Genomic DNA, 24,853 nt, shown 5'->3' on the forward strand with positions numbered 1-24,853 from the left:
TTATTCTTCTACTGAATTTTCACCATCTTTTGCAACTTGCTCAGTTTCAGCTGCTACATCTGTTTCTGCTACTAAAGATTCTGCACCTTCAATCGCTTCAACAAACTCATCTTCTTCAACCGCTTCGATTGAAACGACACCAACCAGCAATTCCTCATTACCTAGGCGGATCAGACGAACACCCTGTGCGTTACGACCGGTTTGCGCTACTTCAGATGCACGGGTACGAACCAGCGTACCGCCATCAGAGATTAGCATCAGTTCTTTAGAAGCATCGATGGCAACAGCGCCCACCAATTGACCGTTACGTTCAGAGGTCTTGATCGCAATCACGCCCTTACCGCCACGTTTCTTGGTCGGGAAATCATCTACTGGAGTACGTTTACCATAACCATTTTCAGATGCACACAGTACTTCGCCAGTTTCAGGTACAACAACCAGTGATACGATTCGGCTAATCAATGCTGAATCTGAACCATCTTCGTCATCAGACTCGATCTCAGTTTCATCATTTTCTTCTAGCTGTGCAGCTGCACCAATAGTCACGCGCATACCACGTACACCTTTGGCAGAACGGCCCATTGAACGTACATCAGTCTCTGCGAAGCGAATGGCTTTACCTTCGTTCGAGAACAACATGATTTGCTGTTCGCCATCAGTAATCGCTACACCAATCAAGGTATCATCGCCATTCAGCTCAATCGCACGTAAACCGTTTGAACGAACATTTGAGAACTGTTCAAGCTCTACACGTTTAATCGTACCGTATTCAGTCGCCATAAACACATAGAAGTTTTTACGTACCGCTTCAGCCTGCTGAGCAAAGTCATTGATAATGTCATCATCAAGGTCTGTTGCAGAAAGCTCCAAGCCCAACTGTTTCAATTGAATACGCAATGCATCAGAAATATCATCCGCACCATCTTCAGATTCAGTCAGGGCAGCTTCAAGCTCGGCAAAATGAGCATTGATCACTTCATTGGCTTGCAACTGCGCTGCATTGGCTTTTACAAATGCCTTGAAGTCAGCCAGACGTTCTTTAAATTTCTTCGGCGCGTCAATGACAGGCAAGATCGCAGTAATGGTCTCGTTTTCATCCAGTGGCAGCAAGTTCACCATTGGGCGGCCTTTGGCACCACGTGATGCTTGCGGCACTTCATACACTTTCAGACGATAGACCTTACCAACGTTGGTAAAACAAAGTACTGTCGCATGACTTGAAGTCACAATCAGATGTTGAATGTAATCATCTTCTTTCATGCTAGTCGCAGACTTACCACGACCACCACGACGCTGTGCAGCGTAGTCAGACAATGGTTGAGTTTTTGCATAACCTGATTTCGATACCGTCAGAACCATTTGCTCTTCAGGAATCAGATCTTCACGAGAGAAATCGATACGTGACTCGACAATCGACGTTTTACGTGCATCGCCATATTGCTGAAGGATCAGTGCAAGCTCTTCACGAATCACGTTCATCAACAGATTAAAGTCATTTAAAATGGCAGTCAATTCAGCAATTTGTGACAGAATTTCACTATATTCCGCATGTAACTTGTCTTGTTCCAGACCAGTTAAACGGTGTAAGCGAAGTTCCATAATCGCATTCACTTGGGTTGGTGACAGACGATAAATCTCGCCATCCAAACCAAACGGGCGACTTGGGTCTTCACCTTCAATCTCATCTGGGCGTACAGAAACTGAACCGGCTTTTTCCAGCAAGGCCAAAACACCGCCACCAGCCCACTCACCTGCCTGCAAACGCTCACGCGCTTCAGCCGGATTCGCAGAACTCTTGATGGTTTCGATGATGGCATCAATATTCGCCAGGGCAACGGTTAAACCTTCCAAGATATGACCACGTTCACGCGCTTTGCGTAATTCGAACATAGTACGACGCGTGACCACTTCCTGACGGTGACGGATAAACGCGGCAATGATGTCTTTCAGGTTCATCAATTTTGGTTGGCCATTGTCCAGACAAACCATGTTGATGCTGAAAGAGTTTTCAAGTTGCGTGTTCTGGAACAGGTTGTTCACGATCACTTCAGCGTTTTCACCGCGCTTCAGGTCAATCGCGATACGCATACCGTCTTTGTCAGACTCGTCACGAAGCTCTGAAATACCTTCCAGTTTTTTCTCTTTAACCAGTTCAGCAATACGCTCAATGGTTTTTGCTTTATTAACCTGATATGGAATTTCAGTGAAGACAATCGTGGTGCGGCCATTCTTCGGATCTTCTTCGAAATGGTATTTACCACGGATATGCAAGCGGCCCTTACCGGTACGGTATGCATCGACGATACCTGATTTACCGTAAATGATGCCGCCTGTCGGGAAATCCGGACCAGAAATATGTTCCATCAATCCTTCAATGCTGATTTGAGGATCATTGGCATAGGCCAGACACGCATTCACAACTTCAGTCATGTTATGCGGCGCCATATTGGTCGCCATACCAACTGCAATACCAGTGACACCATTAATCAATAAGTTCGGAACACGGGTTGGCATGACTTGAGGAATACGCTCAGAGCCATCATAGTTGTCTTCCCACTCGACGGTATCTTTTTCAAGATCCGCTAACAGTTCGTGGGTCAGTTTACGCATACGCACTTCGGTATAACGCATGGCTGCTGCGCTATCGCCATCGACCGAACCGAAGTTACCTTGACCATCAACCAATTGGTAACGCAAGCTGAAATCTTGCGCCATACGTACAATGGTTTCGTATACGGCAGAATCACCATGCGGGTGATATTTACCGATGACGTCACCGACTACACGTGCAGACTTTTTATAAGCTTTGTTATAGTCATTGCCTAATTCGTGCATTGCGAAAAGCACACGACGATGAACAGGTTTTAAACCATCTCGTACATCGGGCAATGCACGTGACACAATCACGCTCATCGCATAATCGAGATATGAGCTTTTAAGTTCATCCTCAATGGCAATCGGTCTAATTTCCGATACGCTCATGCATACTCCTTATTCTACAAGCCAATTTTGGCTTGTATTTATATGTCGTAAAACTAGCAAAATCATTAACTCAAACGACTGAGTTAAAAACTAAAATACAGCCCTAAATTATAGCATAAACACTTGTATTTTTGTGTCGAAATATTCAGCTTAACCTTGTTAATTATCTTCATTTTAGTGATCATTTTCTTGTTATTTCAAAACCGAAAATCAGCGCATCCAGACAGGATTTTTCAATACCCAAAATTTTGAGAAATACAGTACTATAAAAACAAAATGCGCCAATCAACTGGCGCATCTTCATCGTTTTTTCTATATTTTTATTGTGTCTGGTTCAGTACTTTACGATAGCTCAGCACAGCCACAATCAATAAAACTGGCAATAACATCTCCACCCCTTCCTCAATGGTCATAATCATGATTTGTGTATGCGGCACCAACTGGATGCCGAATTCATCTTTCAGGGTTGAAGTCGTGCGATCGAGCACCTTGCTCAGTCCGCCACAGGCAATGGTAAGGAAGATAAAAAAATGTGCAATATTCAAAGAATCTTTCATGCTTCGTATGGTTTGAACCAATTTTTTCGCCAATATCAGAAAGACAAAAATAATCCCGAGCAATAAAATAAATCCGAGCAGCTTATCCATGAGCGGAATTTCAGCACTACGATAGAAATTCGTTTGGATAAAACTCATTTCAAACACCTGCTTATGAAAATCCATTTCCCGTAATCCCAATAATGTCGCTGCTATAGCCGTAAACACTCGGGTATTGGGCTTGATTTCAACATTAAGTAAACACAGCACTGCCAGCAAGTACCATAACCATGGACTCATGACTTCAAAAGCGCCTGATTCACTAAATAAATACTGAGTCACCGCAGGCGGTGCATTCAGGGCAGTATGAATACAAATACCCAGATAAAGCGCAATCAGCAGAAAACTAATGAACAGGATATGGGCGGCTTTGGAAAAGGACATGATTAAAAACAGGAGAAAAAGCAAACCGGGATTTTATCACTTTTCATGCAAATGAAATACTCTAGTTTCGACTGCCGAGTATTTTTAAAATTTTTGCATAAGAAAACGCCCTTGCACAAAACAGTAAAGCATTGCTTTTACTGCCTGCGCAAGAGCGTCTTTTGAACCCGATTCAGGAATTAGATTTTAGAAACCAATTCAGGAATAACAGTATTCAGGTCACCGACTAACCAGTAGTCAGCAACTGCATTAATTGGCGCTTCTTCGTCTTTGTTGATCGCAACGATCACTTTAGACTCTTTCATACCCGCCAAATGCTGAATCGCACCAGAGATACCGACTGCGATGTACAGATCAGGCGCAACGATTTTACCAGTTTGACCCACTTGCATATCGTTTGGTACGAAGCCAGCATCTACCGCAGCACGTGATGCACCTTGAGCAGCACCAAGCTTGTCAGCCAATGGATCAAGGATCTTGTGATAGTTCTCACCAGAACCAACACCACGACCACCAGAAACTACAATACGCGCAGCTGTCAGTTCAGGTCGTTCAGATTTTACGATTTCTTCGTTGATAAACTTAGAAATACCGGCATCACCAGTAGACGCAGCAGCTTCAACAGCAGCAGAACCACCCTCAGCAGCTACAGCATCAAATGCTGTACCACGAACAGTCGCCAATACGATGCTTTCGCCTGATTCTACAGTCGCAATTGCGTTACCTGCATAGATCGGACGTTTGAAAGTCTTAGGACCATCTACCGCAATGATGTCAGTAATCATGCTTACGTCAAGAAGCGCAGCTGCACGTGGCAAAATGTTTTTACCAGTTGTTGTAGAAGCAGCAAGGATATGTGTATAGCCTTTACCTAATTCAGCAACAAGTTTAGCCACATTTTCAGCCAATTGGTTTGCATAAGCAGCGTCATCAGCAAGTAATACTTTGCTTACACCCGCAACTTTAGCCGCTTGGTCAGCAACTGCCTGAGCGCCAGAACCAGCAACCAATACAGTGATATCACCACCGATTTTTTGCGCTGCAGCAACAACGTTTAAAGTAGCAGCGTTTAATGCTTTGTTGTCGTGCTCAGCGATAACTAAAATACTCATGATTTTTATCCTTCTGTATTAGATCACTTTCGCTTCGTTTTTCAATTTTTCTACAAGCTCGTCTACAGACTTCACTTGTACGCCAGCTTTACGCTCTGCAGGTGATTCAACTTTCACTGTTTTCAGTTTAGTTGCAGGGTTTACACCGAAATCTGCAGGTGACTTGGTATCCAGCGGTTTTTTACGCGCTTTCATGATGTTTGGAAGTGCCGCATAACGTGGCTCGTTCAAACGCAAGTCAGTGGTAATGATTGCTGGAAGTGTCAGCTCAACAGTTTGTAAACCACCGTCTACTTCACGTGTTACTTGTACTTTATCGCCATCTACTTTCACCTCAGAAGCGAAGGTACCTTGGCCTGCACCCATTAAAGCGCCCAGCATCTGACCAACCTGATTCGAATCATCATCAATGGCTTGCTTGCCTAGAAGAATCAATTGTGGTTGTTCAGCGTCAACAACGCCTTTCAGGATTTTAGCGATTTCCAGCGCACCCAGTTGGCTGTCATCAGCTTCAACCAGAATACCGCGGTCAGCACCAAGCGCCATTGCAGAACGGATTTGTTCTTGCGCTTCTTTAGGACCAATAGAAACAACAATGATTTCTGAAACAGTTCCTTTTTCTTTTAAACGAACCGCTTCTTCCACTGCGATTTCACAGAATGGATTAATTGACATTTTAACGTTAGTTAAGTCAACACCACTGTTGTCCGGTTTAACACGAACTTTAACGTTGGCATCAACCACACGTTTTACAGCAACAAGAGCCTTCATGTAATCCTCGGCTGTTTTAGCAAATGTAAATGTTGAGAAAAGTTAGTGTAACTCTTCACTTAAATTTTTTTAGGTGCCCTATCTTGCAATGTGTACGGCATTTCGGTCAAGTCACAATTCAACAAAGAGGTGTAAAAATGCGTAATTTTCCCTGAACGATGCGTTCACAATTAATTGTTATCGTTTTATTACAATGAAATGTATCAATATTTACTTAAAATTTAACCATTGATTTATATTATTTTTTTATCTGATTAATCACATCAGAAGTTTTGATTGATCACATTTAATTTAAATTGATTTAAAGCAGCTTGAAGCAAAACAGCCGGAATATACGTATGTCAGCTTTTGTCATTTTGGACAGAACTATTTTTGAGAGCGAATTAAACCCCATATAAAGACAAATTGACCAAATAATAAACCAGCGCATTGAATTCTACGCCGACACAGTGAATGTTTAATTTCAAATCTTCGCAATTATAAAAAAAGCATACTGCGAAGAGTATGCTTCTTTACAGCCAGATTAATTAATGATTAACCAGCTTGCGGCAAGTGCCAGTAAACCACCAGAAGTGCCATCCACCCATTTTTGTTTACGTTCATCCATTTGATTTTTCTGGCTGATTTTGCTGAATAAAATACTTAAACCACAATACACCACAAAAATCAGACTGATAAAAATAAAGGACAGAATCAAACCTTGGCTGACAGTATTGGCTGATTTATCAATAAACTGTGGCAAAATCGCAAAATAGATCAACATGCCTTTCGGATTTAACAGCGCAGTAAAAAAACCTTTTTTTATCGGATTGGCTGACGTCTTTTTCTCAATGTTCAGCGCATTTTTATTAAATACCGATTTGAGCAAACCAAAGGCTAAATACAGCAAATAAGCAATCCCGAGCCAGCGAATCGTTTCAAACAGCACCGGAAAAGAGACAATAATAGCCGCAATTCCGAGTGCTACCAGGATCGAATGCACCAGGTAACCGCAACACACCCCTAAGGTTGCCATCATGCCTGCTTTTGCATCTTTACCCATCACTTGAGACAGGATAAATAACATATCGGGTCCAGGCGTAAAAATCAGGGGAAGCACGGTCAGTGCAAAGAGTACAAATACAGACATTTCCTTTTCCTTTCAAACTCCAGAAAGTGAAATAAGTATCTGCGATTTTTTACAAAATTGGCTTTCAATTTATTTTATAATACGTATTATTTTTCGAATACTATTCTAATTTATGAAAATATCCACCAAGTCTGTGCGGGTAAAGCTTGATCGAATTGATAAAAATATCATTCGACATTTACAGGCCAATGGCCGTATTCAGAATAATGATCTGGCACGTGAAATCGGACTTTCACCTTCATCCTGTTTACGCCGGGTGAAATTGCTGGAAGATGCAGGCGTGATTCAGAATTACACGACTATTGTCGATCAACAAAAAATTGGTTTTCAGCTGATTTTATTTTCGCGCATCTGGCTGGTCGGTCAGGATGCCGAAACCATTGATACCTTTATTGAGGCGATGAAAGAATTGCCGCAAGTGATGGAGTGCTACATCATTTTGGGAGAGAGCGATGCCATGTTGAAAGTCGTGGTGCCTGATCTGGAAAGTTACCGGAAATTCCAGTCGACCCATCTGACCAAAAAAAATGGTATTACCAGTGTAAAAACAGATTTACCGAGTCAGATTATTAAACAGAGTTTCCAGCTACCTTTAGAAGATTTATAGGCAAACTGATTTTAGATAACGAAGCTATGTTCTTAATTTAAGATTTGAATGATCGTAGCTTGCTGAAACCATAACCTGTGCTGCAAGCGCATAGATTGCAAGTTCTCGTATAAAAAAGGTTGCCTATAATAGAAGACAACCTTTTCCTCTTGAGCAAAGCCAAACCACAGGACTGAGTCTTATTTTTATGCTGTGTGGATGCTTCAGAATTTACTCAGTTTCTTGTGCTAAAAAATCACGATGTACATGGCTTAAATCTACCAGCTCATAGTCTGCCAATTCAAAAATTTGCCAAATCGCAATCGCATCTTCTTTTAAATCGACTGCTTGGGTCGCACGATTCGACAATTGCCATTGCAAGTCAGAAATCCATAAATAGTATTGTCCAGTCGCCGCATTAAAGGCCTGAACTTTCCCATCGGCATTAATGCCTTGAATGATGGCGCCTTCAGGTAAAGTCGCTTCAAGATTGGGTAAGCTAATGTCCACAAAATGTTTGATTTGTCGCAGACCATAACCTGCAAACATTTCTTTTTGAGCTTCACTTAACTGTGCATATTTTTGCTCTATATCTGCAATTACCAGTGTGTCCATGTAACCTCCCATCGGTCAAATGCTGAGACGCTGCTCAGCAATATTTCATTTTAAATATTAAATAGTATTTATTGTTATACCTGAAATGGCGCATTTAACGAATAAGACAATAGTGAAATGCGTACCCAAACGCCAATGTTCAGTTCAATTCCATTTTAAGGTTTATATATGAAAGTTTTGTGCCAAAAATACAATTTTCATGATTTTTATTCTTTACAACTTGGCACATGATCAATCTTCTTTATGCTGCGCACGTGGATGAGCCTGATCATAAATTTGGGCCAGATGATCAAAATCGACATGAGTATAAATTTGCGTGGTGGTTAAATTACTGTGTCCCAGCATTTCCTGCACCGCGCGTAAGTCCCGGCTATTCGACAACATATGACTGGCAAAGCAATGTCTTAATAAATGTGGATGCAGATCGACATTGACGCCTGCGCGCTGCGCCTGAAACTTGACCCGATTTTCAATTTGCCGTGCACCAAGCGGATTGCCTTTCTGGGTAATAAATACATTCGCCTCCGGCACAAAATCACCATTCCATAAAGGATAGATTTGCAACCAGGCCATCACGCTGTCTTTGGCCTTGGAACCGAAAGGCACTATCCGGGTTTTATTGCCTTTACCAGTAATGCGTAATAACTGCCGGTTGAAATCAATATCTTTAATTCTCAGGCTTTGCAGTTCTGCCAGACGCAGCCCACTCGAATAAAGCAATTCCAAAATCGCTTTGTCCCGGAGCCACATTTGCTGCTGTATTTCATTTTCAGGCGCAGGCTGATCTATAATCTGGTTGACGGTTTCAATATCCACCATGCCCGGCAAAGGACGCGATTGACGTTTTAACTGAAAATCATCCGCCGGATTAAAAGCCATATGCTGAGCCTGCTCGGCCCATTTCATAAACTGGCGAATAGCCGAAAGCATACGTTGCAGGCTGCTAGGACTGAGCTGATGCTGTTCCACTTTTTCAGCCAGAAACTGGCGTAAATCGGTGGCTTCTACATCGTTTAAATTGAGCTGTTCACGCTGGCAAAACTCTAAAAAATCCGAGACATCACGCTCATAGGCTTGTAAGGTATGTTTGGACTGGTTTTGAATTTCACGCTCTTTCAGCCACATATTGAGCAAGAGTTGAGGTGGCACAATCACTGCTTGCTCCATTTAGAATTGCTCCAGATAACCTTGAATCAGCATTGCAACCTGACCTGCATGAGTATTGACAAAGAAATGATCTCCACCTTGGATAATATGCAGTTTTGCATTTTTAAAAATTCCTGCCAAGTATTGTCCAAGCTGAACAGTACTTAAAGGATCATGATCTCCCCAGATCAGCAAGATCGGAACGTCCAGACTTGCGAGCTGAACGCAGCTAAATTCAGTTTGGTCTTGTACAAACCAGTCCGGTGCTGTTTTAAATTGTTCACGATAATCTGTACGCCAGTCTGCACAATGAAATGATTTTAAATTCAGACCACCAGATGTCGCCAACAATACCAGTCCTTTGACTTTCTGTGGATGCTTAAGTGCCAATCCAATGGCCAATACACCACCCATAGACTGGGCAATCAGAATGGAATCATTCTCAATTTTTTCTTTCACGAATTCATGCAGCTCATACAGGTTTTGAATGGCTAAATTTGGCGCTACACCATCAAAACCCGGATAGGCAATGGCTTGCTGATGTGTATGTTCGGTTAATGCTGCCTTTAATGGCTGCCAAAAGTGCTGGCTTCCTGAAGCACCCGGCAGGAACACAAGCTTATTCATCTCGGTCAAATTCTACGGTTTTCCCCATCCTAGCATAAAAAAAGCACCATCGAAGACAGTGCTTTTTTCTCAAACGGAACCAAGCTTAACCCTGGAAATAACGTAAATCCAGACGTCCTTCATATACGGTCGCCGTTGGTCCGGTCATCCAGACCACATCACCTGCTTTCCATTCAATTTGCAGCTTGCCGCCTGCCAGTTCAACTTCGACTTTACTCGACAGCAGACCACGACGCATACCTGAAATTGCGGCAGCACAGGCACCTGTACCACAAGCTAAGGTCTCGCCTACACCACGCTCGTACACACGTAAACGTGCATGTTTTTCATCAATAATCTGCATAAAGCCAGCATTGACTCGTGCCGGGAAGCGCGCATGTGATTCAACTTGTGGACCAATACGTGCGACATCGGCAGCAATCACATCCGGTACGATTGTCACCGCATGTGGATTCCCCATATTGACCACATCAATGGTCAGCTTTTCACCGCCAGCAAGATCGATGTCATACAGGCTCTCCGGCGCATCAGCTACAAATGGAATTTCCTGAGGCAAAAATTTTGGATAACCCATATTGACCCGTACCCAACCATTCGCACCCAATTCCGGCTCTACAATACCAGATTTGGTTTGTACCTTGATTTTGGTTTTGGTCGTGAGCTGACGATCATGTACAAATTTGGCAAAACAGCGCACGCCATTGCCACATTGTTCCACTTCTGAACCATCGGCATTAAAAATCCGATATTTAAAGTCTGCACTTGGCACATCGGGTGGCTCAACCACCAAGAGTTGATCAAAACCAATGCCAAAGTTACGATTGGCCAAACGCTGAATGGTCAAAGTGTCTAAATAAGCACGCTGGCTGATCAGATCAACCACCATAAAGTCATTGCCCAGACCATGCATCTTGGTAAATTCTAATAACATCCTGATTTATCCTTAAGGCAATAAACGCTCACGTTCCCAAAGTGATTCAATCGTCTCACGTTCACGAATCAAATGTGCCTGATCAGCATCGACCATTACCTCAGCAGCACGTCCACGGCTGTTGTAATTTGAACTCATCACAAAACCATACGCACCTGCACCGAGTACTGCCAGCACATCATTTTCCTTGATCGCAAGCTCACGCTCTTTACCCAGGAAATCACCAGTTTCACAAATTGCGCCCACGACATCCCATTCTTTCGTTTCGACATCGGTACGAGGTGTAACAGATTGAATGTCCATCCATGCTTCATATAAAGCAGGACGAATCAGGTCATTCATCGCAGCATCAATAATCGCGAAATTACGGTGATTCGTTGGTTTTAATAGATCCACTTTAGTCAGCAGCACACCTGCATTGGCAGAGATACTACGTCCCGGTTCCATATACACTTTCAAGCCCAATTTTTCTAAAGCTGGACGTAGCGCATTGGCATATTCTTCAACCGACGGCGGGGTTTCATCTTTATACGTCACACCCAGACCACCGCCGATATCGATGTGTTTGAGGTGAATGCCCAGCTCTTTTAACTGGTCGATCATCACAATGACACGATCCAGTGCATCGACAAATGGCTGGGTTTCAGTCAGCTGTGAACCGATATGGCAGTCAATCCCAACCACATCCAGATTTGGCAATGACGCTGCATATTGATAAGTTTCAAACACGCTATCAGACGGAATACCGAATTTATTTTCTTTTAAGCCGGTTGAAATATAAGGATGGGTTTTGGCATCGACATCAGGATTCACACGTAATGAAATCGGCGCTTTGATATTTAATTCAGCCGCAACCTTCTGGATACGATCCAGCTCGGCATAAGATTCCACGTTGAAACAGGCAATGCCGACTTCCAACGCTTTTTTGATATCCGCTTCAGATTTACCCAAGCCCGAAAATACGATTTTCGAAGGCTCACCACCGGCTTTCAGCACACGCGCCAATTCACCACCGGTCACAATATCAAAACCGGCACCCTGTTTGGCCAATACATTCAATACCGCAAGATTAGAGTTGGACTTTACCGCAAAACAGATTTGATGGTCGATAAAATCAAAAGCACGGTCCATATCTAAAAAATGCTTTTCCAAAGTGGCTTTAGAATAAACATAGAGTGGTGTGCCGAATTGCTCCGCGAGCTGTTGTAATGAACATTGCTCAGCGTGCAATACCCCATTAATGCGGGTGAAACTCATGAAGGTATCCTTTCTGTGAAAGCGTTATGGAGTGGTTTTAACGTCTGAATCGGTAGGTGCAGCAAACTGTTGTTGCACAGGTGCCTCGCGTTCTTCATCGGACGCTTTAGGCTCAGTTTCAGTATTTTTGTATAACAGATACTTGGCACGCTTGTCGTAATTCGGATCATTTGGCAAGTGCAAAGCACCTGACTGTCCACAACCTGCAAGAACAAGACCTGTCGCTAAGATACTGATGTAGCAAATGACTTGGCGCATCTGACCACCTAATGTAATAGTTTCGATGAAGTATAACGCGATCATTCGGCATGACCCAAGCGTTAAACGCTAGAGAGTATCTTTAGACAAAAAAAAACGCCAGCAGATCGCTGACGTTTTTATTGATAAGGTTTATTTATGTTTCTGTTTATAGAAACCAAAATAGCCAATGATTAGCAGGATAAACCAGATCGGACTGATCATCAGTGCCTGGCGAGTATCCTCTTCCAGTGCTAAGACCACGATCATGCTCAGGAAGAAGATAATCACGATCCAACAGGTCACTAAACCACCTGGTAATTTAAAGGTCGATTTGGCATGCAGCTCTGGTCGTGTTTTGTAATACACGATATAGCTCCAGATAATGATGATCCAGACACAGATAAACAGAATCGTAGATAAAGTCGTTGCCAAGGTAAAGGCCCGAACTGTATCCGGAACAAAATACTGGAGTGCTGCTCCCAGCAACAAACATACCGCCGAGAAATACAAGGCATTGGCAGGCACTGCGCGACGGTTCAGACGACCAAAAGCCATCGGTGCCTGCTCTTCACGCGACAGGCCAAACAGCATACGGCTGGTCGAGAATACGCCACTGTTCATCGATGACATCACCGAGGACAATACCACCAGGTTCATGATAATCGCAGCCGCTGCAATGCCAGCCTGACTGAACAGGTTTACAAAGGGCGAAACATTCGGGTCAATCTGGTTCCATGGAGTTACTGACATCACAATGAGCAGTGCCAATACATAGAAAATAATGATACGGATCGGAATAGAGTTCACCGCTTTTGGCAGGTTCTTTTCCGGATCTTTGGTTTCAGCCGCGGTAGTCCCCACCAGTTCCACCCCCACAAAGGCAAAGATGGCAATCTGGAAACCGGCCAGGAAGCCCATGGCACCCGTTGGGAACAAACCGCCATGCTCCCAGATATGACTAAAGGATGCGACCGTACCAACATCATTGGTAAAGCCGGTAAATACCATCCACAGACCAACGGCAATCAGCACCACAATGGCGATAATTTTGACCAGGGCAAACCAGAATTCCATTTCACCAAACAGTTTTACCGTGACCAGATTCAGCCCCATGATAAACACAATCGCGGCAACACTGATCATGACGCCTTCTTCAGGGCTAAAGGGCAAACCATTATTGAAGAATTGCAGATAATAAATAATGGCTGACAGATCTGCAATCCCGATGGTGATCCAGCACAGCCAGTAGGTCCAGCCAACAAAGTATCCGGCCCAAGGCCCGATCAGATCCGTGGCAAAATCAATAAAAGATTTATATTGCAAATTGGAGAGTAACAGTTCACCCAATGCACGCATCACCAGAAAGACCATAAAACCGATGATCATATAAATCACCAGAATCGAAGGACCTGCAAGACTGATGGTTTTACCCGAACCCATAAACAGGCCGGTTCCGATGGCGCCCCCAATGGCAATTAACTGTAGGTGCCGATTGGACAAACTCCGCTTTAATTCACCGTGCTCTGCCGATGAATTGTTATATTTTTCTGACATTATTAATTACAACTTTGAGTTTTACTCGCGACAAATTAACGTAAAAAATGCTGAATACAAAAATAAAATTTGCATCATTTGTATTTCCTGATTAATTGAAGAAGTTAATTTATTTTTCTTATATCGCTCTCCAGTTACATTTTTGCTTTATTTTTGACCTGAAAGATTCCAGTAATTTCTTGTCAAATTTTTAAAACTGTGTAAAAAATAAAACACTATTCAGCCAATTTATGCATTCAGGATGAATGCATCTGGCATAGCAATTGCTTTTTAATCAATACCTCGAACTACACAGACATGGATCAATAAGAAGAATTTTATGCAAAATTTACAAAGTTTAATGGAAACTTTAAGCGGCTGGGTCTGGGGCCCTTATATGCTGGTACTAATTGTTGGTACCGGGATTTTCCTTACCTTCCGTTTATTGTTCTGGCAGTTCCGCATGTTGCCCCTAGCCTTCAAACAGGTCTTTGGCAAGCACCCTGACCATTCAGGGGACATTTCCCAATTTGCTTCATTGATGACCGCACTCTCTGCCACGATTGGTACCGGTAACATTGCCGGCGTAGCCACTGCCTGTGTCCTCGGGGGTCCGGGCGCCGTGTTCTGGATGTGGATGACCGCCCTGTTTGGTATGGCCACCAAATATGGCGAAGGTGTTCTGGCAGTCAAATACCGAGTGAAAAATGAGAAGGGTGAAATGTCTGGTGGTCCGATGTACTACATCGAACGTGGTCTGAAATGGAAATGGCTGGCGCTGATTTTTGCCTTGTTCGGGACACTGGCTTCTTTTGGGATTGGCAGTTCAGTACAGTCGAATACCGTAGCACTTGCGGTTGAAAACAGCTTGGGCATCGAAACCTGGATAACGGGTATTATTATTACTGCCTTTTCAGCACTGGTGATTTTGGGCGGGATCAAATCAATTTCCAAAGCTTCTTCTGTGATCGTGCCGATTATGGCAGTGGGTTATGTTGCTGGCGGTCTGATTATTATTTTAAATAATCTGGAACTGGTCATGCCGGCACTAAAAATGATCTTCAGCTATGCCTTTACCGGTGAAGCCGCAGTGGGCGGTGCGATTGGTGCAGCGATTCGTTATGGTGTAGCACGTGGTGTATTCTCCAACGAAGCTGGCATGGGTTCTGCGCCGATTGCTGCCGCAGCGGCAAAAACCGATCATCCAGCCCGTCAGGGTCTGGTGTCTATGACCGGTACCTTTATTGATACGATTATTGTCTGTTCAATTACCGGTATTGTCCTGGTGATGGGTTATATCATGGCCGGTAATTCATTCGGAGATCAAACCGGTGCGGTACTGACTATCGGCGTGTTCGACAAACTGCTGCCGGGTGTCGGTGGTTGGGTGGTCACTTTCGGTATTATTTTCTTCGCCTATTCCACCATTTTAGGCTGGAGCTACTACGGAGAAAAATGTGCCACCTATTTACTCGGTGAAAAATTCGTACTGCCTTACCGTATCATTTACATTGCTACAGTTTTCATTGGCTGTGTGGCCACACTGGATCTGGTCTGGCTATTTGCCGACACCTTCAACGGCCTGATGGCGGTTCCAAACCTGATTGGTTTATTACTTCTGTCTGGTGTTATTGCCAAAGAGTCGAAAGACTTCATTGCAAGACGTAAATCTGGTGAACTTTATTAATTGATAAGTTATTATTTAACTACTCAATTCAAATAGTAAAAAGCCACGTTAATCGTGGCTTTTTATGCTTCATCTTTTCCATTCTTCATCATGAAAATTTAGCAACGTAAACCACTACAAGCCAGCTTGTCCCACTCAGATTCAAGCTCCAACGCTAGTCCTAAAGATAAAACAAAAAACTGAATGCCTTTAATTTTCATATTGCCCTGTTCATCTTCCAGATATCCACTCAATTTTTGATAGGTTTTATGATGCAGATCAAAAGGTACATCCAGATAAAGACCACCCAGGTAGATTTCACTATGGACGGTTTGATCCACACCTAAACACGGCATATAGACAATGCCCTGTTGCTCTAGCCAGCCGATCAACATTTGGCGAACCGAGTTTGCGTCCCGATCTGGATGGACATAATGATCAAAATGCACAAACAGCACATCACGGTTTTTTTCGCGTGCGATCGCATCAATATGTTTCAACAATTGTGACAAGATCTGTTCCATTCCAGCATAACAAGATGGGCATTATAGACGGCGTTGACGCATAGCATTCAAATCAGCATAAATAAAAACGACAAGACTTGTCGTAAAAACCATGATTTTTCAGGTGAAAGACTTGGTTTTCGATGGCATTCACCGCTATGCTGTCACTCAATTTCAATCGCTTCATCTTCAAATATGGCTAAAGCAAAAAGTGTGTATCGTTGTGAACAATGTGGTGCCGATCATCCAAAATGGTCGGGGCAGTGTTCTGAATGCGGGGAATGGAACAGCCTGGTTGAGGTAACCATTGCACCGGCAGTGACGCATCGTGCTCAGCCAAAAATTGGTGGTGGATATGCGGGCCAGGCGTCCAGCATCACGACTTTAAATCAGGTTTCAGTCTCTCATGAAACCCGTCTGCCGACGGGTATCAGCGAATTTGACCGGGTCTTGGGTGGCGGACTTGTCACTGGTTCGGTGGTCCTAATCGGCGGTGATCCCGGGATTGGTAAATCCACCATTTTGCTACAAACAGCCACGCACATGGCATCTGCCAAAAATCCGGCCCTGTATGTGACCGGTGAGGAATCTTTGTCTCAGGTGGCTTTACGTGCCCAGCGTCTGGATCTGCCGACCGACCAGCTCAAAGTCATGGCAGAAACCTGCGTCGAACGTATTTGTGAAGTACTGGCCCAGCAACGTCCTGCGGTGGCAATCCTGGACTCGATCCAAACCCTGTACACCGAAACCCTGCAATCTGCACCAGGTGGTGTCTCACAAATTCGTGAATCAGCGGCCTTGTTGACCCGTTTTGCCAAAAATAGTGGCACGTCTTTGTTTCTGGTCGGTCATGTAACCAAAGAAGGCGCACTGGCTGGCCCACGTGTACTGGAACATATGGTGGACTGTGTGCTGTATTTTGAAGGCCAGTCGGATTCACGTTACCGGATGATCCGAGCGGTCAAAAACCGTTTTGGTGCGGTCAATGAGCTCGGTGTGTTCGGCATGACCGATAAAGGTCTGCGCGAAGTTTCCAATCCTTCAGCCATCTTTTTAAGCCGTTATGATGAAGCGATTCCCGGTTCGATTGTAATGATCAGCCGCGAAGGTACGCGCCCGCTACTGGTTGAGGTTCAGGCACTGGTCGATGATGCACATGGCCAACCAAGACGCGTAGCGCTTGGTTTGGATCAGAACCGTCTAAATATGCTCCTTGCAGTCATGCATCGGCATGGTGGTGTGCAAACCTCCGGCCAGGATGTTTATGTCAATATTGTCGGTGGATTGAAAATTACCGAAACAGGTTCGGATCTGGCGGTACTTCTCGCCTGCGCTTCCAGCATTCGTGGCAAAGCCTTACCGCAACAGCTGGCGGTTTTTGGGGAAGTCGGACTGTCTGGAGAGATTCGCCCTGTGCCGAACGGTCAGGAACGGCTGAAAGAAGCGATTAAACATGGTTTTAAATACATTATTGTCCCTCGCGGCAATGCACCGCAAAAATCCATCGAGGGCGTGCAAATTATTGCAGTTGCGCGTTTACATGAAGCCTTGAGCGAGGCAATGGCGCTGAGTGATGAACTCAATTAACTGTAAACCGGCTCATTTCGTACAAAGAGCAAAAAAATACAGATTTTTGATTGAAATTCCACACAAAGCCTATATAAATAGACTGTACAAACAGGTTTTATTCTCATAGGAAAAATGAATGGAAGTTCGACAGCGCGGTTTGATCACAGGTATCTTGACAGCAGTTTTATTGGTTGCGCCTTTTGCAGCTGAAGCAAAACGTGCCGGTGGCGGTAAAAGTCACGGCATGCAACGTTCTGCACAACCTACTCAATCTTATCAACAACCTCGTCAAGCTGCGCCTGCTCAACAAGCGCCAGTTGCCGGTGCTGCAACCCAGCAAAAATCCGGTCCGGGTGTCGGCGGCATGGTTGCCGCGGGTGTAGCCGGTGCTGCGATTGGTGCAGTTGCTGCCAATGCCTTGGCGGATGATCAAAGTGTAGCAGCATCTGAAGCTCAGGCTGCTCAAGCCGAAGAGGAAAAAGGTGGTATTCCAGGCTGGATCTGGATCCTTCTTGCTGCTGCTGTTGCCTTCTTCATTTTCCGTAAGATGGGCGCAAAAAAAAAAGTAGCTTCTAACCCATACGCACCAAATAGCGGTGCTGGTAATACAGCACCTTTTGGTCAGGCACCGACTGCACCTCGCGGTGGTGACAGTACCAATATTTTTGGTCAGAATGTGGGTGGTCAAACGTCAAGCAACAATGCTCCGTTCGGTTCTGCTCCGGCAAATAACGCGCCTTTTGGTGCAGCTTATACCCAAAGTGGCAGCCAGTTACCGGATGGTACTGAACCTGCAGCATTCTTGCGTGTAGCGCGTCAGCGTTTTAACCATATTCAGTCCATGAATACAGCAAGCAACATTTCTGAAATTCAGCGTTATCTGACTCCTGAACTTTATCAGTCAATGTATAACGACATCATGAGCAATCAGGATCAGGATGTTGCCGAGTTTTCAAATCTGAATGCGATGGTCGTCGACTCATCGACTGACAATGGCCAGTATATTGTCAGCGTACGCTTTACAGGTACGGTAAGCGAAGACTTAAACAGCTTGCCGCAACCGTTCGCAGAAATCTGGCATTTCACCAAACCAGCAGGTTCAAATCAGGACTGGGTGGTTGCAGGTATTCAGCAAGACTAATCGTGAATAAATGAAGTTTAGACAGCGGCCTTCGAGCCGCTGTTTTTATTTGTAAGCCTTACATTTTGATCTTTTTTAATTCCCTTCCCCCTCTCTTTTTTAACTTAACTTCCAGTTTTACTTATTTTTCATATAAATAGTTCAACAACCCATATTTAAAATCCAAACAATAATTGTTATCATTATCATTAATTACTTCATAAGTTTGTAAATAGAATTTTCGATGATGAATAGTCCGAATATGCAAGCTATAGCGACTGAAACAGTCACTGCACCGAAACCATCAAGCAAAAATAAAGTCAAAGCAAGTATGCTGGCTTATCGTGGGATGATTTTATATCGCTTTATTCTGGCGGGTGCTGGCGGTTATCTACTGGCTACACTGGCAACGATCGGGATTGCCCAGCTTTTTATCGACAGTGGAAGCAGTGCAGCCATGTCCGCCACCCTGATTGGCTTTAGCTTGAATGCTGCTGCATTTATCTGGGTATTTATGGTGAATAAGACGCTCAAAGCTACGCTCGGGATCGCGATTCCCGGTGTTTTACTCTATATCGCCTATAAGCTTTTAGGAAATTGAGATGAGAGTAGATGCAAAACCCGAAGGTCCACGCCAGTCGATGTCGTGGTTGCATACCTGGGCCAGTCTGATTTTAGGCTGGCTTTTATATGCGATTTTCTTGACCGGAACCTTAAGCTTTTTCCAGAACGAAATTACCGTCTGGATGAAACCGGAATTTCATCAATCAGTTCCACCAAAGACTCAAATCGAACAAACCCGTGTGGCACTGGCTTATCTGCAACAGCACCATCCGGATGCTGGCAGCTGGGCAATCCAGCTTCCTAACTCACGCCAAAATACTACCACCCTGACTATTCGTAGTGCCGGCGAAGATCCGCGTGCCCGTCGTGGCGGTACTCGCGTGACGATTGACAGCGCCACCGGCGAAGTTTTGCAAGCGCGTGAAACACGCGGTGGTTCATTCTTATACCGTTTCCACTTTGAATTGTATGGTTTGCCAAGAATCTGGGCGCGCTGGATGGTCGGCGTTGCGACCCTGCTCATGCTGGTGGCAATCATCAGCGGTGTCATTACCCATAAGAAAATTTTCAAGGATTTTTTTACTTTCCGTCCCGGCAAAGGTCAGCGTTCATGGTTGGATGCACACAATGCTACTGCGGTATTTGCCCTGCCCTTTCACATCATGATTACCTTCAGTGGCTTATTATTATTGCTTTTTACCCTCATGCCCTGGGGCGTAAACCAGATTTATGAAAATCGTGGTGCTTTCCTTCAGGATCAACGTAAGAGTTTGGTTCAAGACAACAGTATTCAGGCTGAATCCCGTGAAAGCCATAGTGAGAGCAAAGAACGTCGACCGCAAGCTGAGAGAGAAAATCGTGGCGAGCGCGGTGAAATGTCTGCACGCAGTGAAGGTCGCCGCTCTCGTGATGAAATGCAAGCTGCACCTCCTGCACCGTTAACCGATCTAGCTCCGATCTTGGCAACAGCCGAAAAAGAATGGAAAAATAATCCGGTGGGTATGATAACTATTATCCAGCCAAATACCGTAAAAGCAGAAATTGAGCTTCGTGCCTTAAACGGAGTCAGCGTAGCTTATCGCAATGTTTATCCGAGCCTTGCTTTTAATGGCGTAACAGGTGAATTAAAGCCAGATCAAACCACACTGAAAATGCCTTCAATCGCAAATGGTATTTATAATGTATTCACCACATTGCATGAAGCACGTGGCGTGAATCTGGCTTTACGCTGGTTATTGTTCATGTCGGGCGTGGTCGGCACCTTGATGATTGCCACCGGCTTGATTCTGTGGTGTGTCAAACGTGCACCACAGCAACAGAAACAAGGCTATAAATCGTTTGGTTATCGTCTTGTGGAAGTCACCAATATCGCTGCCATTATTGGTTTACCTGTTGCCTGTGCTGCCTATTTCTATGCCAACCGTTTTATTCCGGCAGACATGGACATGCGTCTGAACTGGGAAATACGTAGCTTCTTTATTGTATGGTTGCTGACATTGCTGTATGCCATGATTCGCAGTCATCGTCAGGCCTGGCTGGAACTATTACTGCTTGCCACTGCTGCATTCGCATTGTTGCCAATCGTGAATTTCATGACCGGTGGTCAAGCGATCTGGAATAGCATCATGCATGGTCAATGGGTCATTGCTTCTTTTGATTTGGCGATGTGGGTGCTTGCGATCTTGTTCTGGTTTTCATTTAAAAAAGTGAAAAACCATCAAGGCTTGCCCTCTAAAAAAGCCAAGGCTGCTCTCAAGGAGAATCAGGCATGATGTTCTTCTTATTGATTTGGGCTTTAACTTCACTGGGTTTGTTTGCACTTGCAATGTCGATGTCCAAACATCAAAAACAGATTTTTGACACAGAACTCAACCCTAAAAAAACACAACTTGCGACTATTCTGGGTTGGGTATTGCTCATAATTGCCCTGATTCTGTGTCTGTTAACAGGATTTGCCAGCAACATGATCAGTTATTGGCTCGGCAGTTTGACTTTTGCGGCCCTGGTCGTAGCTTTAAGCCTGAGTTATCTGGAAAGTAAAATTAAACTGATTACCTCAATCTGTGCGGTGATTGCCGTCATTTCAGGCATCATTTGTTTAATCTAAAGTTCTAATTTACCCATCCTCATTTGAAAAGCTGATCTTCGGATTGGCTTTTTTAGTTTAAAGCATTAGTCTACGCATAATATTTTTGAGATGTTGATATGACCCAGCGTGTTTCTCCCTCTGCTGCCCTGACCAATCTTGCCTTAGCTGGCAATGCTAAAGCGCAATTTGAATTGGCTGAACTGTATATGCAAAGCGAGCATGATGATGACATCATTCTGGCTGAAGAATGGGCATTAAAAGCAGCCAACGGCGGGTTGGTTGATGCGATGTACTGGTTAGGTGAAGGTTATACCGTTTACGCTAAAGAATTAGCGGAAGAAGATCCGGAAGAATCTAAAGCTCACTTTGAGTTAGCCTATTACTGGTTAAGCAAGGCCAATATCGAGAAGCACCCTGCTGCGACTTTAGAGCTGGCTGGTTTTTACCGTCGTGGTGACGTAATTGAAAAAGATGTAGAGAAATCGATTTCTTTAGTCAAACAGGCTGCGGAATGGGGTGAAGTTCAGGCCATGCGCGATCTTGCTTTTATTTATGGGAACGGTTTAGGTGTTGTCGCTGATGACATACAGGCAGATTACTGGACACAAAAAGCAGATAAGATTGAACAGGAAATAGAATAAATAAAAAGCCCGTCAGATGATGGGCTTTTTTAAACGCATAATCATGACGATAAAATTAAATATCGTGCTTATTCCCCTGTGAGGCGGGAGAATCAAAAAAAGAATAAATAGAAAATATTCGATTTTAATGCCTACAGGCTGACAGGCTTTTGATCAACTAAAAACTCAAAACTTAGAAAACAATTAATATTATCTTTTTTCAACTTGGCTCATTCATAGAATCCAAGTACAATACTGCGCTAGTCGAGGGATGCTGCGACGTTTTACAGGCACTAAATGTAAAATCGCTAGGCTCGACCATCGGTCAGACATTCGTTCTGATCAACAACGGCATCCGCGAACAGAACGATCCAATCTATTTTTTCCTAGGAGATCCTGATGAACGCGGTTACTGCTTCATTTACAGATTATAAAGTTGCTGATATTTCACTTGCTGATTACGGCCGTAAAGAAATCAAACTTGCTGAAGCTGAAATGCCAGCCCTAATGGGTCTGCGTAAACGCTACTCAGCAGCAAAACCGCTTGCAGGCGCGAAAATTCTCGGCTGTATCCACATGACCATTCAAACTGCCGTTTTAATTGAAACGCTGGTTGAATTGGGTGCAGAAGTTCGCTGGACTTCATGTAACATCTTCTCAACTCAAGACCATGCTGCTGCTGCAATCGCTGCTGCGGGCATTCCTGTATTTGCTTGGAAAGGCGAAACTGAAGAAGAATACATGTGGTGTCTTGAACAACAAATCAATGTAAATGGCACGCCTTGGGATGCCAACATGATTCTTGACGATGGCGGTGACTTAACGCTACTTGTTCATGAAAAATATCCAGAAGTGATTGCAAAAATTCACGGTGTAACTGAAGAAACAACGACAGGTGTTCAACGTCTGTACGAAATGCTTCGTGATGGCACTTTAAAAGTTCCTGCAATCAACGTAAACGATTCAGTAACCAAGTCTAAAAACGACAACAAATACGGTTGCCGTCACTCACTGAACGATGCAATCAAACGTGGTACAGATATGCTTTTATCTGGCCGTCGTGCGCTTGTAATCGGTTACGGTGACGTAGGTAAAGGTTCTGCACAATCACTTCGTCAAGAAGGCATGATTGTACGCGTAACTGAAGTTGACCCAATCTGTGCAATGCAAGCATGCATGGACGGTTATGAAGTTGCATCTCCATACAAAAATGGCGTGCAAACTGGCAAGAAAGAAGACATCAATGTTGACCTTCTTCAAAACACTGACCTTATCGTAACTACAACAGGTAACTACCACGTATGTGACGCTGCAATGCTTGATTCATTAAAAGCTGGCGCAGTTGTTTGTAACATCGGTCACTTTGATACTGAAATTGATACAGCTTACCTACGTGGCTACAAGTGGGTTGAAGTTAAACCTCAAGTACACCAGGTGTATCGTTCAGAAAATGAAAATGATTACCTGATCCTTCTTTCTGAAGGCCGTTTGGTGAACCTTGGTAATGCGACTGGTCACCCATCACGTATTATGGATGGTTCATTTGCCAACCAGGTATTGGGTCAAATGCATTTATTCGCTGAGAAATTTGCTGATCTTCCAGAATCTGAAAAAGCTGCACAAATTCGTGTAGAACTTCTTCCTAAGAAATTAGATGAAGAAGTTGCTGCTGCGATGGTTGCTGGTTTCGGTGGTGTCTTGACTCAATTGACTCAAGAACAAGCGGATTACTTAGGCATTCAAGTTGAAGGTCCATTCAAGTCTGATGCTTATAAATACTAATTAAACTCCACCCTCTCCCTAACCCTCTCCCATAGGGAGAGGGAACATTCATTACCAAATGTATGTCATCGAGGGTAAATCCTCTCCTGAGCGTGCTTAAAGCACTGCTTTGAAGCTCAGCGCAAGAGAGGATTTAGGAGAGGTAAAACTAATTAAAAAGTATTTATAAAAAGGATTTGAACATGTCTAAACAGATTCCAATTTCATTTGAATTCTTCCCGACCAAAACTGATTTAGGTGCGGAAAAACTCAAAGTTGTGCATCAAGAGCTACAACTCTTAAATCCAGAGTTCTTCTCTGTGACCTATGGTGCTGGTGGTTCCACTCGTGAACGCACCCTGTCTACTATCAATGACTTTAATGGCAAAGGCGCACCTGTTGCCCCTCACTTGTCTTGTATTGGCGATGACAAAGCACGTATTGCTGAACTTCTAGACCTGTACAAATCTCAAGGCATTAACCGTATTGTTGCCCTGCGTGGTGACTTGCCTTCAGGCCAAGTAGGTTTGGGCGAATTACCTTATGCAGCTGATCTGGTTCGCTTTATCCGCGAACATTCAGGCGATCATTTTAAGATTGAAGTCGCAGCTTATCCGGAAATGCATCCTCAGGCTGAAAGCTTTGACAAAGACATTCAGCACTTTGTTGATAAAGTCAATACAGGTGCCAATGCTGCTTTAACTCAGTTCTTCTTCAATCCAGATGCTTATTTCTATTTTGTAGATCGTATCCAGAAAGCAGGAATCGATATTCCAGTTGCGCCAGGCATCATGCCAATTACCAATGCCAGCAACCTGATTCGCTTTGCTGATGGTACCGGCGCTGAGATTCCACGCTGGATTCGCAAGCAACTGGCAACCTATGGTGACGATACTGCTAGCATTAAAGCCTTTGGCCATGAAGTTGTGGTTAAATTCTGTGAGCGTCTGCTTGCAGGTGGTGCACCAAGTTTGCATTTTTACACCATGAATACTACTGACCCGACCCGTCAGCTGGTCACCGATCTTGGTTTAGCTTAAGCCCTTTATTTC

General features: G+C 44.0%; 23 protein-coding genes. 10 read left to right on the top strand and 13 right to left on the bottom strand.

Going from position 1 to position 24,853, the window contains the following annotated elements:
* The 5 genes from gyrA to I6L24_RS14560 form a co-directional block, all read right to left on the bottom strand.
* On the bottom strand, nucleotides 1-2,982 hold the full coding sequence (gene gyrA, locus I6L24_RS14540; RefSeq protein ID WP_004645707.1) for a DNA gyrase subunit A: 2,982 nt from the start codon (nucleotides 2,980-2,982) through the stop codon (nucleotides 1-3).
* Nucleotides 2,983-3,302: 320 nt separating this feature from the next.
* The gene (locus I6L24_RS14545; RefSeq protein ID WP_216986227.1) at nucleotides 3,303-3,962 is read right to left on the bottom strand and encodes a hypothetical protein; all 660 of its coding nucleotides are present in this window, start codon (nucleotides 3,960-3,962) and stop codon (nucleotides 3,303-3,305) included.
* A 179-nt stretch (nucleotides 3,963-4,141) separates the two neighbouring features.
* On the bottom strand, nucleotides 4,142-5,074 hold the full coding sequence (locus I6L24_RS14550; protein WP_005252481.1) for an FAD-binding protein: 933 nt from the start codon (nucleotides 5,072-5,074) through the stop codon (nucleotides 4,142-4,144).
* Between the two features lie 18 nt (nucleotides 5,075-5,092).
* On the bottom strand, nucleotides 5,093-5,845 hold the full coding sequence (locus tag I6L24_RS14555; RefSeq protein WP_004731799.1) for an electron transfer flavoprotein subunit beta/FixA family protein: 753 nt from the start codon (nucleotides 5,843-5,845) through the stop codon (nucleotides 5,093-5,095).
* A 523-nt stretch (nucleotides 5,846-6,368) separates the two neighbouring features.
* Nucleotides 6,369-6,974 (bottom strand): LysE family translocator, encoded by a 606-nt coding sequence (locus I6L24_RS14560; protein WP_216986228.1) that lies wholly within the window; start codon nucleotides 6,972-6,974, stop codon nucleotides 6,369-6,371.
* A gap of 112 nt (nucleotides 6,975-7,086) precedes the next feature.
* Here I6L24_RS14560 and I6L24_RS14565 point away from each other — a divergent pair, with 112 nt between their 5' ends.
* The gene (locus tag I6L24_RS14565; protein ID WP_004645712.1) at nucleotides 7,087-7,581 is read left to right on the top strand and encodes an Lrp/AsnC family transcriptional regulator; all 495 of its coding nucleotides are present in this window, start codon (nucleotides 7,087-7,089) and stop codon (nucleotides 7,579-7,581) included.
* 210 nt (nucleotides 7,582-7,791) lie between these two features.
* On the opposite strand, the gene I6L24_RS14570 is transcribed toward I6L24_RS14565, so the two are convergent.
* The 7 genes from I6L24_RS14570 to I6L24_RS14600 all read right to left on the bottom strand — a co-directional run bounded on the left by I6L24_RS14570 (nucleotide 7,792) and on the right by I6L24_RS14600 (nucleotide 13,930).
* Nucleotides 7,792-8,175 (bottom strand): hypothetical protein, encoded by a 384-nt coding sequence (locus I6L24_RS14570; RefSeq protein ID WP_004731804.1) that lies wholly within the window; start codon nucleotides 8,173-8,175, stop codon nucleotides 7,792-7,794.
* 231 nt (nucleotides 8,176-8,406) lie between these two features.
* Complete coding sequence (gene xerA, locus I6L24_RS14575; protein ID WP_071850642.1) at nucleotides 8,407-9,342, bottom strand: site-specific tyrosine recombinase/integron integrase; 936 nt, start codon at nucleotides 9,340-9,342, stop codon at nucleotides 8,407-8,409.
* On the bottom strand, nucleotides 9,343-9,948 hold the full coding sequence (locus I6L24_RS14580; protein ID WP_216986229.1) for an alpha/beta fold hydrolase: 606 nt from the start codon (nucleotides 9,946-9,948) through the stop codon (nucleotides 9,343-9,345). It lies immediately after the preceding gene.
* 85 nt (nucleotides 9,949-10,033) lie between these two features.
* The gene (gene dapF, locus I6L24_RS14585) at nucleotides 10,034-10,879 is read right to left on the bottom strand and encodes a diaminopimelate epimerase (protein WP_216986230.1); all 846 of its coding nucleotides are present in this window, start codon (nucleotides 10,877-10,879) and stop codon (nucleotides 10,034-10,036) included.
* 12 nt (nucleotides 10,880-10,891) lie between these two features.
* Nucleotides 10,892-12,136, bottom strand: a complete 1,245-nt coding sequence (gene lysA, locus I6L24_RS14590; protein WP_216986231.1) for a diaminopimelate decarboxylase — start codon at nucleotides 12,134-12,136, stop codon at nucleotides 10,892-10,894.
* A 24-nt stretch (nucleotides 12,137-12,160) separates the two neighbouring features.
* Nucleotides 12,161-12,394: an LPS translocon maturation chaperone LptM gene (lptM, locus tag I6L24_RS14595; RefSeq protein ID WP_195726050.1), complete on the bottom strand. Its 234-nt coding sequence runs from the start codon at nucleotides 12,392-12,394 to the stop codon at nucleotides 12,161-12,163.
* 132 nt (nucleotides 12,395-12,526) lie between these two features.
* Nucleotides 12,527-13,930: an amino acid permease gene (locus I6L24_RS14600; RefSeq protein ID WP_213687528.1), complete on the bottom strand. Its 1,404-nt coding sequence runs from the start codon at nucleotides 13,928-13,930 to the stop codon at nucleotides 12,527-12,529.
* Between the two features lie 319 nt (nucleotides 13,931-14,249).
* Between I6L24_RS14600 and I6L24_RS14605 the strand changes: the two genes are divergently transcribed.
* Entirely contained in the window at nucleotides 14,250-15,596 is a 1,347-nt protein-coding gene (locus I6L24_RS14605; protein ID WP_216986232.1) for an alanine/glycine:cation symporter family protein, read from the top strand.
* Between the two features lie 98 nt (nucleotides 15,597-15,694).
* On the opposite strand, the gene I6L24_RS14610 is transcribed toward I6L24_RS14605, so the two are convergent.
* Nucleotides 15,695-16,099, bottom strand: a complete 405-nt coding sequence (locus I6L24_RS14610; protein WP_004645721.1) for a hypothetical protein — start codon at nucleotides 16,097-16,099, stop codon at nucleotides 15,695-15,697.
* A 174-nt stretch (nucleotides 16,100-16,273) separates the two neighbouring features.
* Here I6L24_RS14610 and radA point away from each other — a divergent pair, with 174 nt between their 5' ends.
* The 8 genes from radA to metF all read left to right on the top strand — a co-directional run bounded on the left by radA (nucleotide 16,274) and on the right by metF (nucleotide 24,841).
* Entirely contained in the window at nucleotides 16,274-17,665 is a 1,392-nt protein-coding gene (gene radA, locus I6L24_RS14615) for a DNA repair protein RadA (protein ID WP_004731817.1), read from the top strand.
* 118 nt (nucleotides 17,666-17,783) lie between these two features.
* A complete protein-coding gene (locus tag I6L24_RS14620) occupies nucleotides 17,784-18,788 on the top strand; it encodes a Tim44 domain-containing protein (protein ID WP_148334281.1) in 1,005 nt (334 codons plus the stop codon).
* 223 nt (nucleotides 18,789-19,011) lie between these two features.
* Nucleotides 19,012-19,368, top strand: a complete 357-nt coding sequence (locus I6L24_RS14625) for a hypothetical protein (RefSeq protein ID WP_148334280.1) — start codon at nucleotides 19,012-19,014, stop codon at nucleotides 19,366-19,368.
* A 1-nt stretch (nucleotide 19,369) separates the two neighbouring features.
* Entirely contained in the window at nucleotides 19,370-21,103 is a 1,734-nt protein-coding gene (locus I6L24_RS14630) for a PepSY-associated TM helix domain-containing protein (protein WP_004731824.1), read from the top strand.
* Nucleotides 21,100-21,438: a DUF3325 domain-containing protein gene (locus I6L24_RS14635; RefSeq protein ID WP_216986233.1), complete on the top strand. Its 339-nt coding sequence runs from the start codon at nucleotides 21,100-21,102 to the stop codon at nucleotides 21,436-21,438. Before I6L24_RS14630 ends, I6L24_RS14635 begins: the two co-directional genes overlap by 4 nt.
* Before the next feature lie 98 nt (nucleotides 21,439-21,536).
* Nucleotides 21,537-22,061, top strand: a complete 525-nt coding sequence (locus I6L24_RS14640) for a tetratricopeptide repeat protein (protein WP_004731828.1) — start codon at nucleotides 21,537-21,539, stop codon at nucleotides 22,059-22,061.
* A 378-nt stretch (nucleotides 22,062-22,439) separates the two neighbouring features.
* Nucleotides 22,440-23,822 (top strand): adenosylhomocysteinase, encoded by a 1,383-nt coding sequence (gene ahcY, locus I6L24_RS14645; protein WP_216986234.1) that lies wholly within the window; start codon nucleotides 22,440-22,442, stop codon nucleotides 23,820-23,822.
* A 182-nt stretch (nucleotides 23,823-24,004) separates the two neighbouring features.
* Nucleotides 24,005-24,841, top strand: coding sequence for a methylenetetrahydrofolate reductase [NAD(P)H] (gene metF, locus I6L24_RS14650; protein ID WP_004731833.1), 837 nt, complete (start codon nucleotides 24,005-24,007; stop codon nucleotides 24,839-24,841).
* Nucleotides 24,842-24,853 lie beyond the last annotated feature (12 nt).

Source organism: Acinetobacter lwoffii, assembly GCF_019048525.1.
GTDB lineage: Bacteria > Pseudomonadota > Gammaproteobacteria > Pseudomonadales > Moraxellaceae > Acinetobacter > Acinetobacter lwoffii_K.

Bases quoted from the DNA above. Each gene is read 5' to 3' on its own strand.
- I6L24_RS14545 (WP_216986227.1), bottom strand. From the start codon at position 3,962: ATGTCCTTTTCCAAAGCCGCCCATATCCTGTTCATTAGTTTTCTGCTG.
- I6L24_RS14600 (WP_213687528.1), bottom strand. From the start codon at position 13,930: ATGTCAGAAAAATATAACAATTCATCGGCAGAGCACGGTGAATTAAAG.
- I6L24_RS14610 (WP_004645721.1), bottom strand. From the start codon at position 16,099: ATGGAACAGATCTTGTCACAATTGTTGAAACATATTGATGCGATCGCA.
- I6L24_RS14560 (WP_216986228.1), bottom strand. From the start codon at position 6,974: ATGTCTGTATTTGTACTCTTTGCACTGACCGTGCTTCCCCTGATTTTT.
- xerA (WP_071850642.1), bottom strand. From the start codon at position 9,342: ATGGAGCAAGCAGTGATTGTGCCACCTCAACTCTTGCTCAATATGTGG.
- I6L24_RS14570 (WP_004731804.1), bottom strand. From the start codon at position 8,175: ATGGACACACTGGTAATTGCAGATATAGAGCAAAAATATGCACAGTTA.
- lptM (WP_195726050.1), bottom strand. From the start codon at position 12,394: ATGCGCCAAGTCATTTGCTACATCAGTATCTTAGCGACAGGTCTTGTT.
- I6L24_RS14625 (WP_148334280.1), top strand. From the start codon at position 19,012: ATGATGAATAGTCCGAATATGCAAGCTATAGCGACTGAAACAGTCACT.
- ahcY (WP_216986234.1), top strand. From the start codon at position 22,440: ATGAACGCGGTTACTGCTTCATTTACAGATTATAAAGTTGCTGATATT.
- I6L24_RS14640 (WP_004731828.1), top strand. From the start codon at position 21,537: ATGACCCAGCGTGTTTCTCCCTCTGCTGCCCTGACCAATCTTGCCTTA.
- I6L24_RS14550 (WP_005252481.1), bottom strand. From the start codon at position 5,074: ATGAGTATTTTAGTTATCGCTGAGCACGACAACAAAGCATTAAACGCT.
- metF (WP_004731833.1), top strand. From the start codon at position 24,005: ATGTCTAAACAGATTCCAATTTCATTTGAATTCTTCCCGACCAAAACT.
- I6L24_RS14605 (WP_216986232.1), top strand. From the start codon at position 14,250: ATGCAAAATTTACAAAGTTTAATGGAAACTTTAAGCGGCTGGGTCTGG.
- I6L24_RS14555 (WP_004731799.1), bottom strand. From the start codon at position 5,845: ATGAAGGCTCTTGTTGCTGTAAAACGTGTGGTTGATGCCAACGTTAAA.
- I6L24_RS14620 (WP_148334281.1), top strand. From the start codon at position 17,784: ATGGAAGTTCGACAGCGCGGTTTGATCACAGGTATCTTGACAGCAGTT.
- lysA (WP_216986231.1), bottom strand. From the start codon at position 12,136: ATGAGTTTCACCCGCATTAATGGGGTATTGCACGCTGAGCAATGTTCA.
- I6L24_RS14635 (WP_216986233.1), top strand. From the start codon at position 21,100: ATGATGTTCTTCTTATTGATTTGGGCTTTAACTTCACTGGGTTTGTTT.
- I6L24_RS14630 (WP_004731824.1), top strand. From the start codon at position 19,370: ATGAGAGTAGATGCAAAACCCGAAGGTCCACGCCAGTCGATGTCGTGG.
- I6L24_RS14565 (WP_004645712.1), top strand. From the start codon at position 7,087: ATGAAAATATCCACCAAGTCTGTGCGGGTAAAGCTTGATCGAATTGAT.
- dapF (WP_216986230.1), bottom strand. From the start codon at position 10,879: ATGTTATTAGAATTTACCAAGATGCATGGTCTGGGCAATGACTTTATG.
- I6L24_RS14580 (WP_216986229.1), bottom strand. From the start codon at position 9,948: ATGAATAAGCTTGTGTTCCTGCCGGGTGCTTCAGGAAGCCAGCACTTT.
- radA (WP_004731817.1), top strand. From the start codon at position 16,274: ATGGCTAAAGCAAAAAGTGTGTATCGTTGTGAACAATGTGGTGCCGAT.
- gyrA (WP_004645707.1), bottom strand. From the start codon at position 2,982: ATGAGCGTATCGGAAATTAGACCGATTGCCATTGAGGATGAACTTAAA.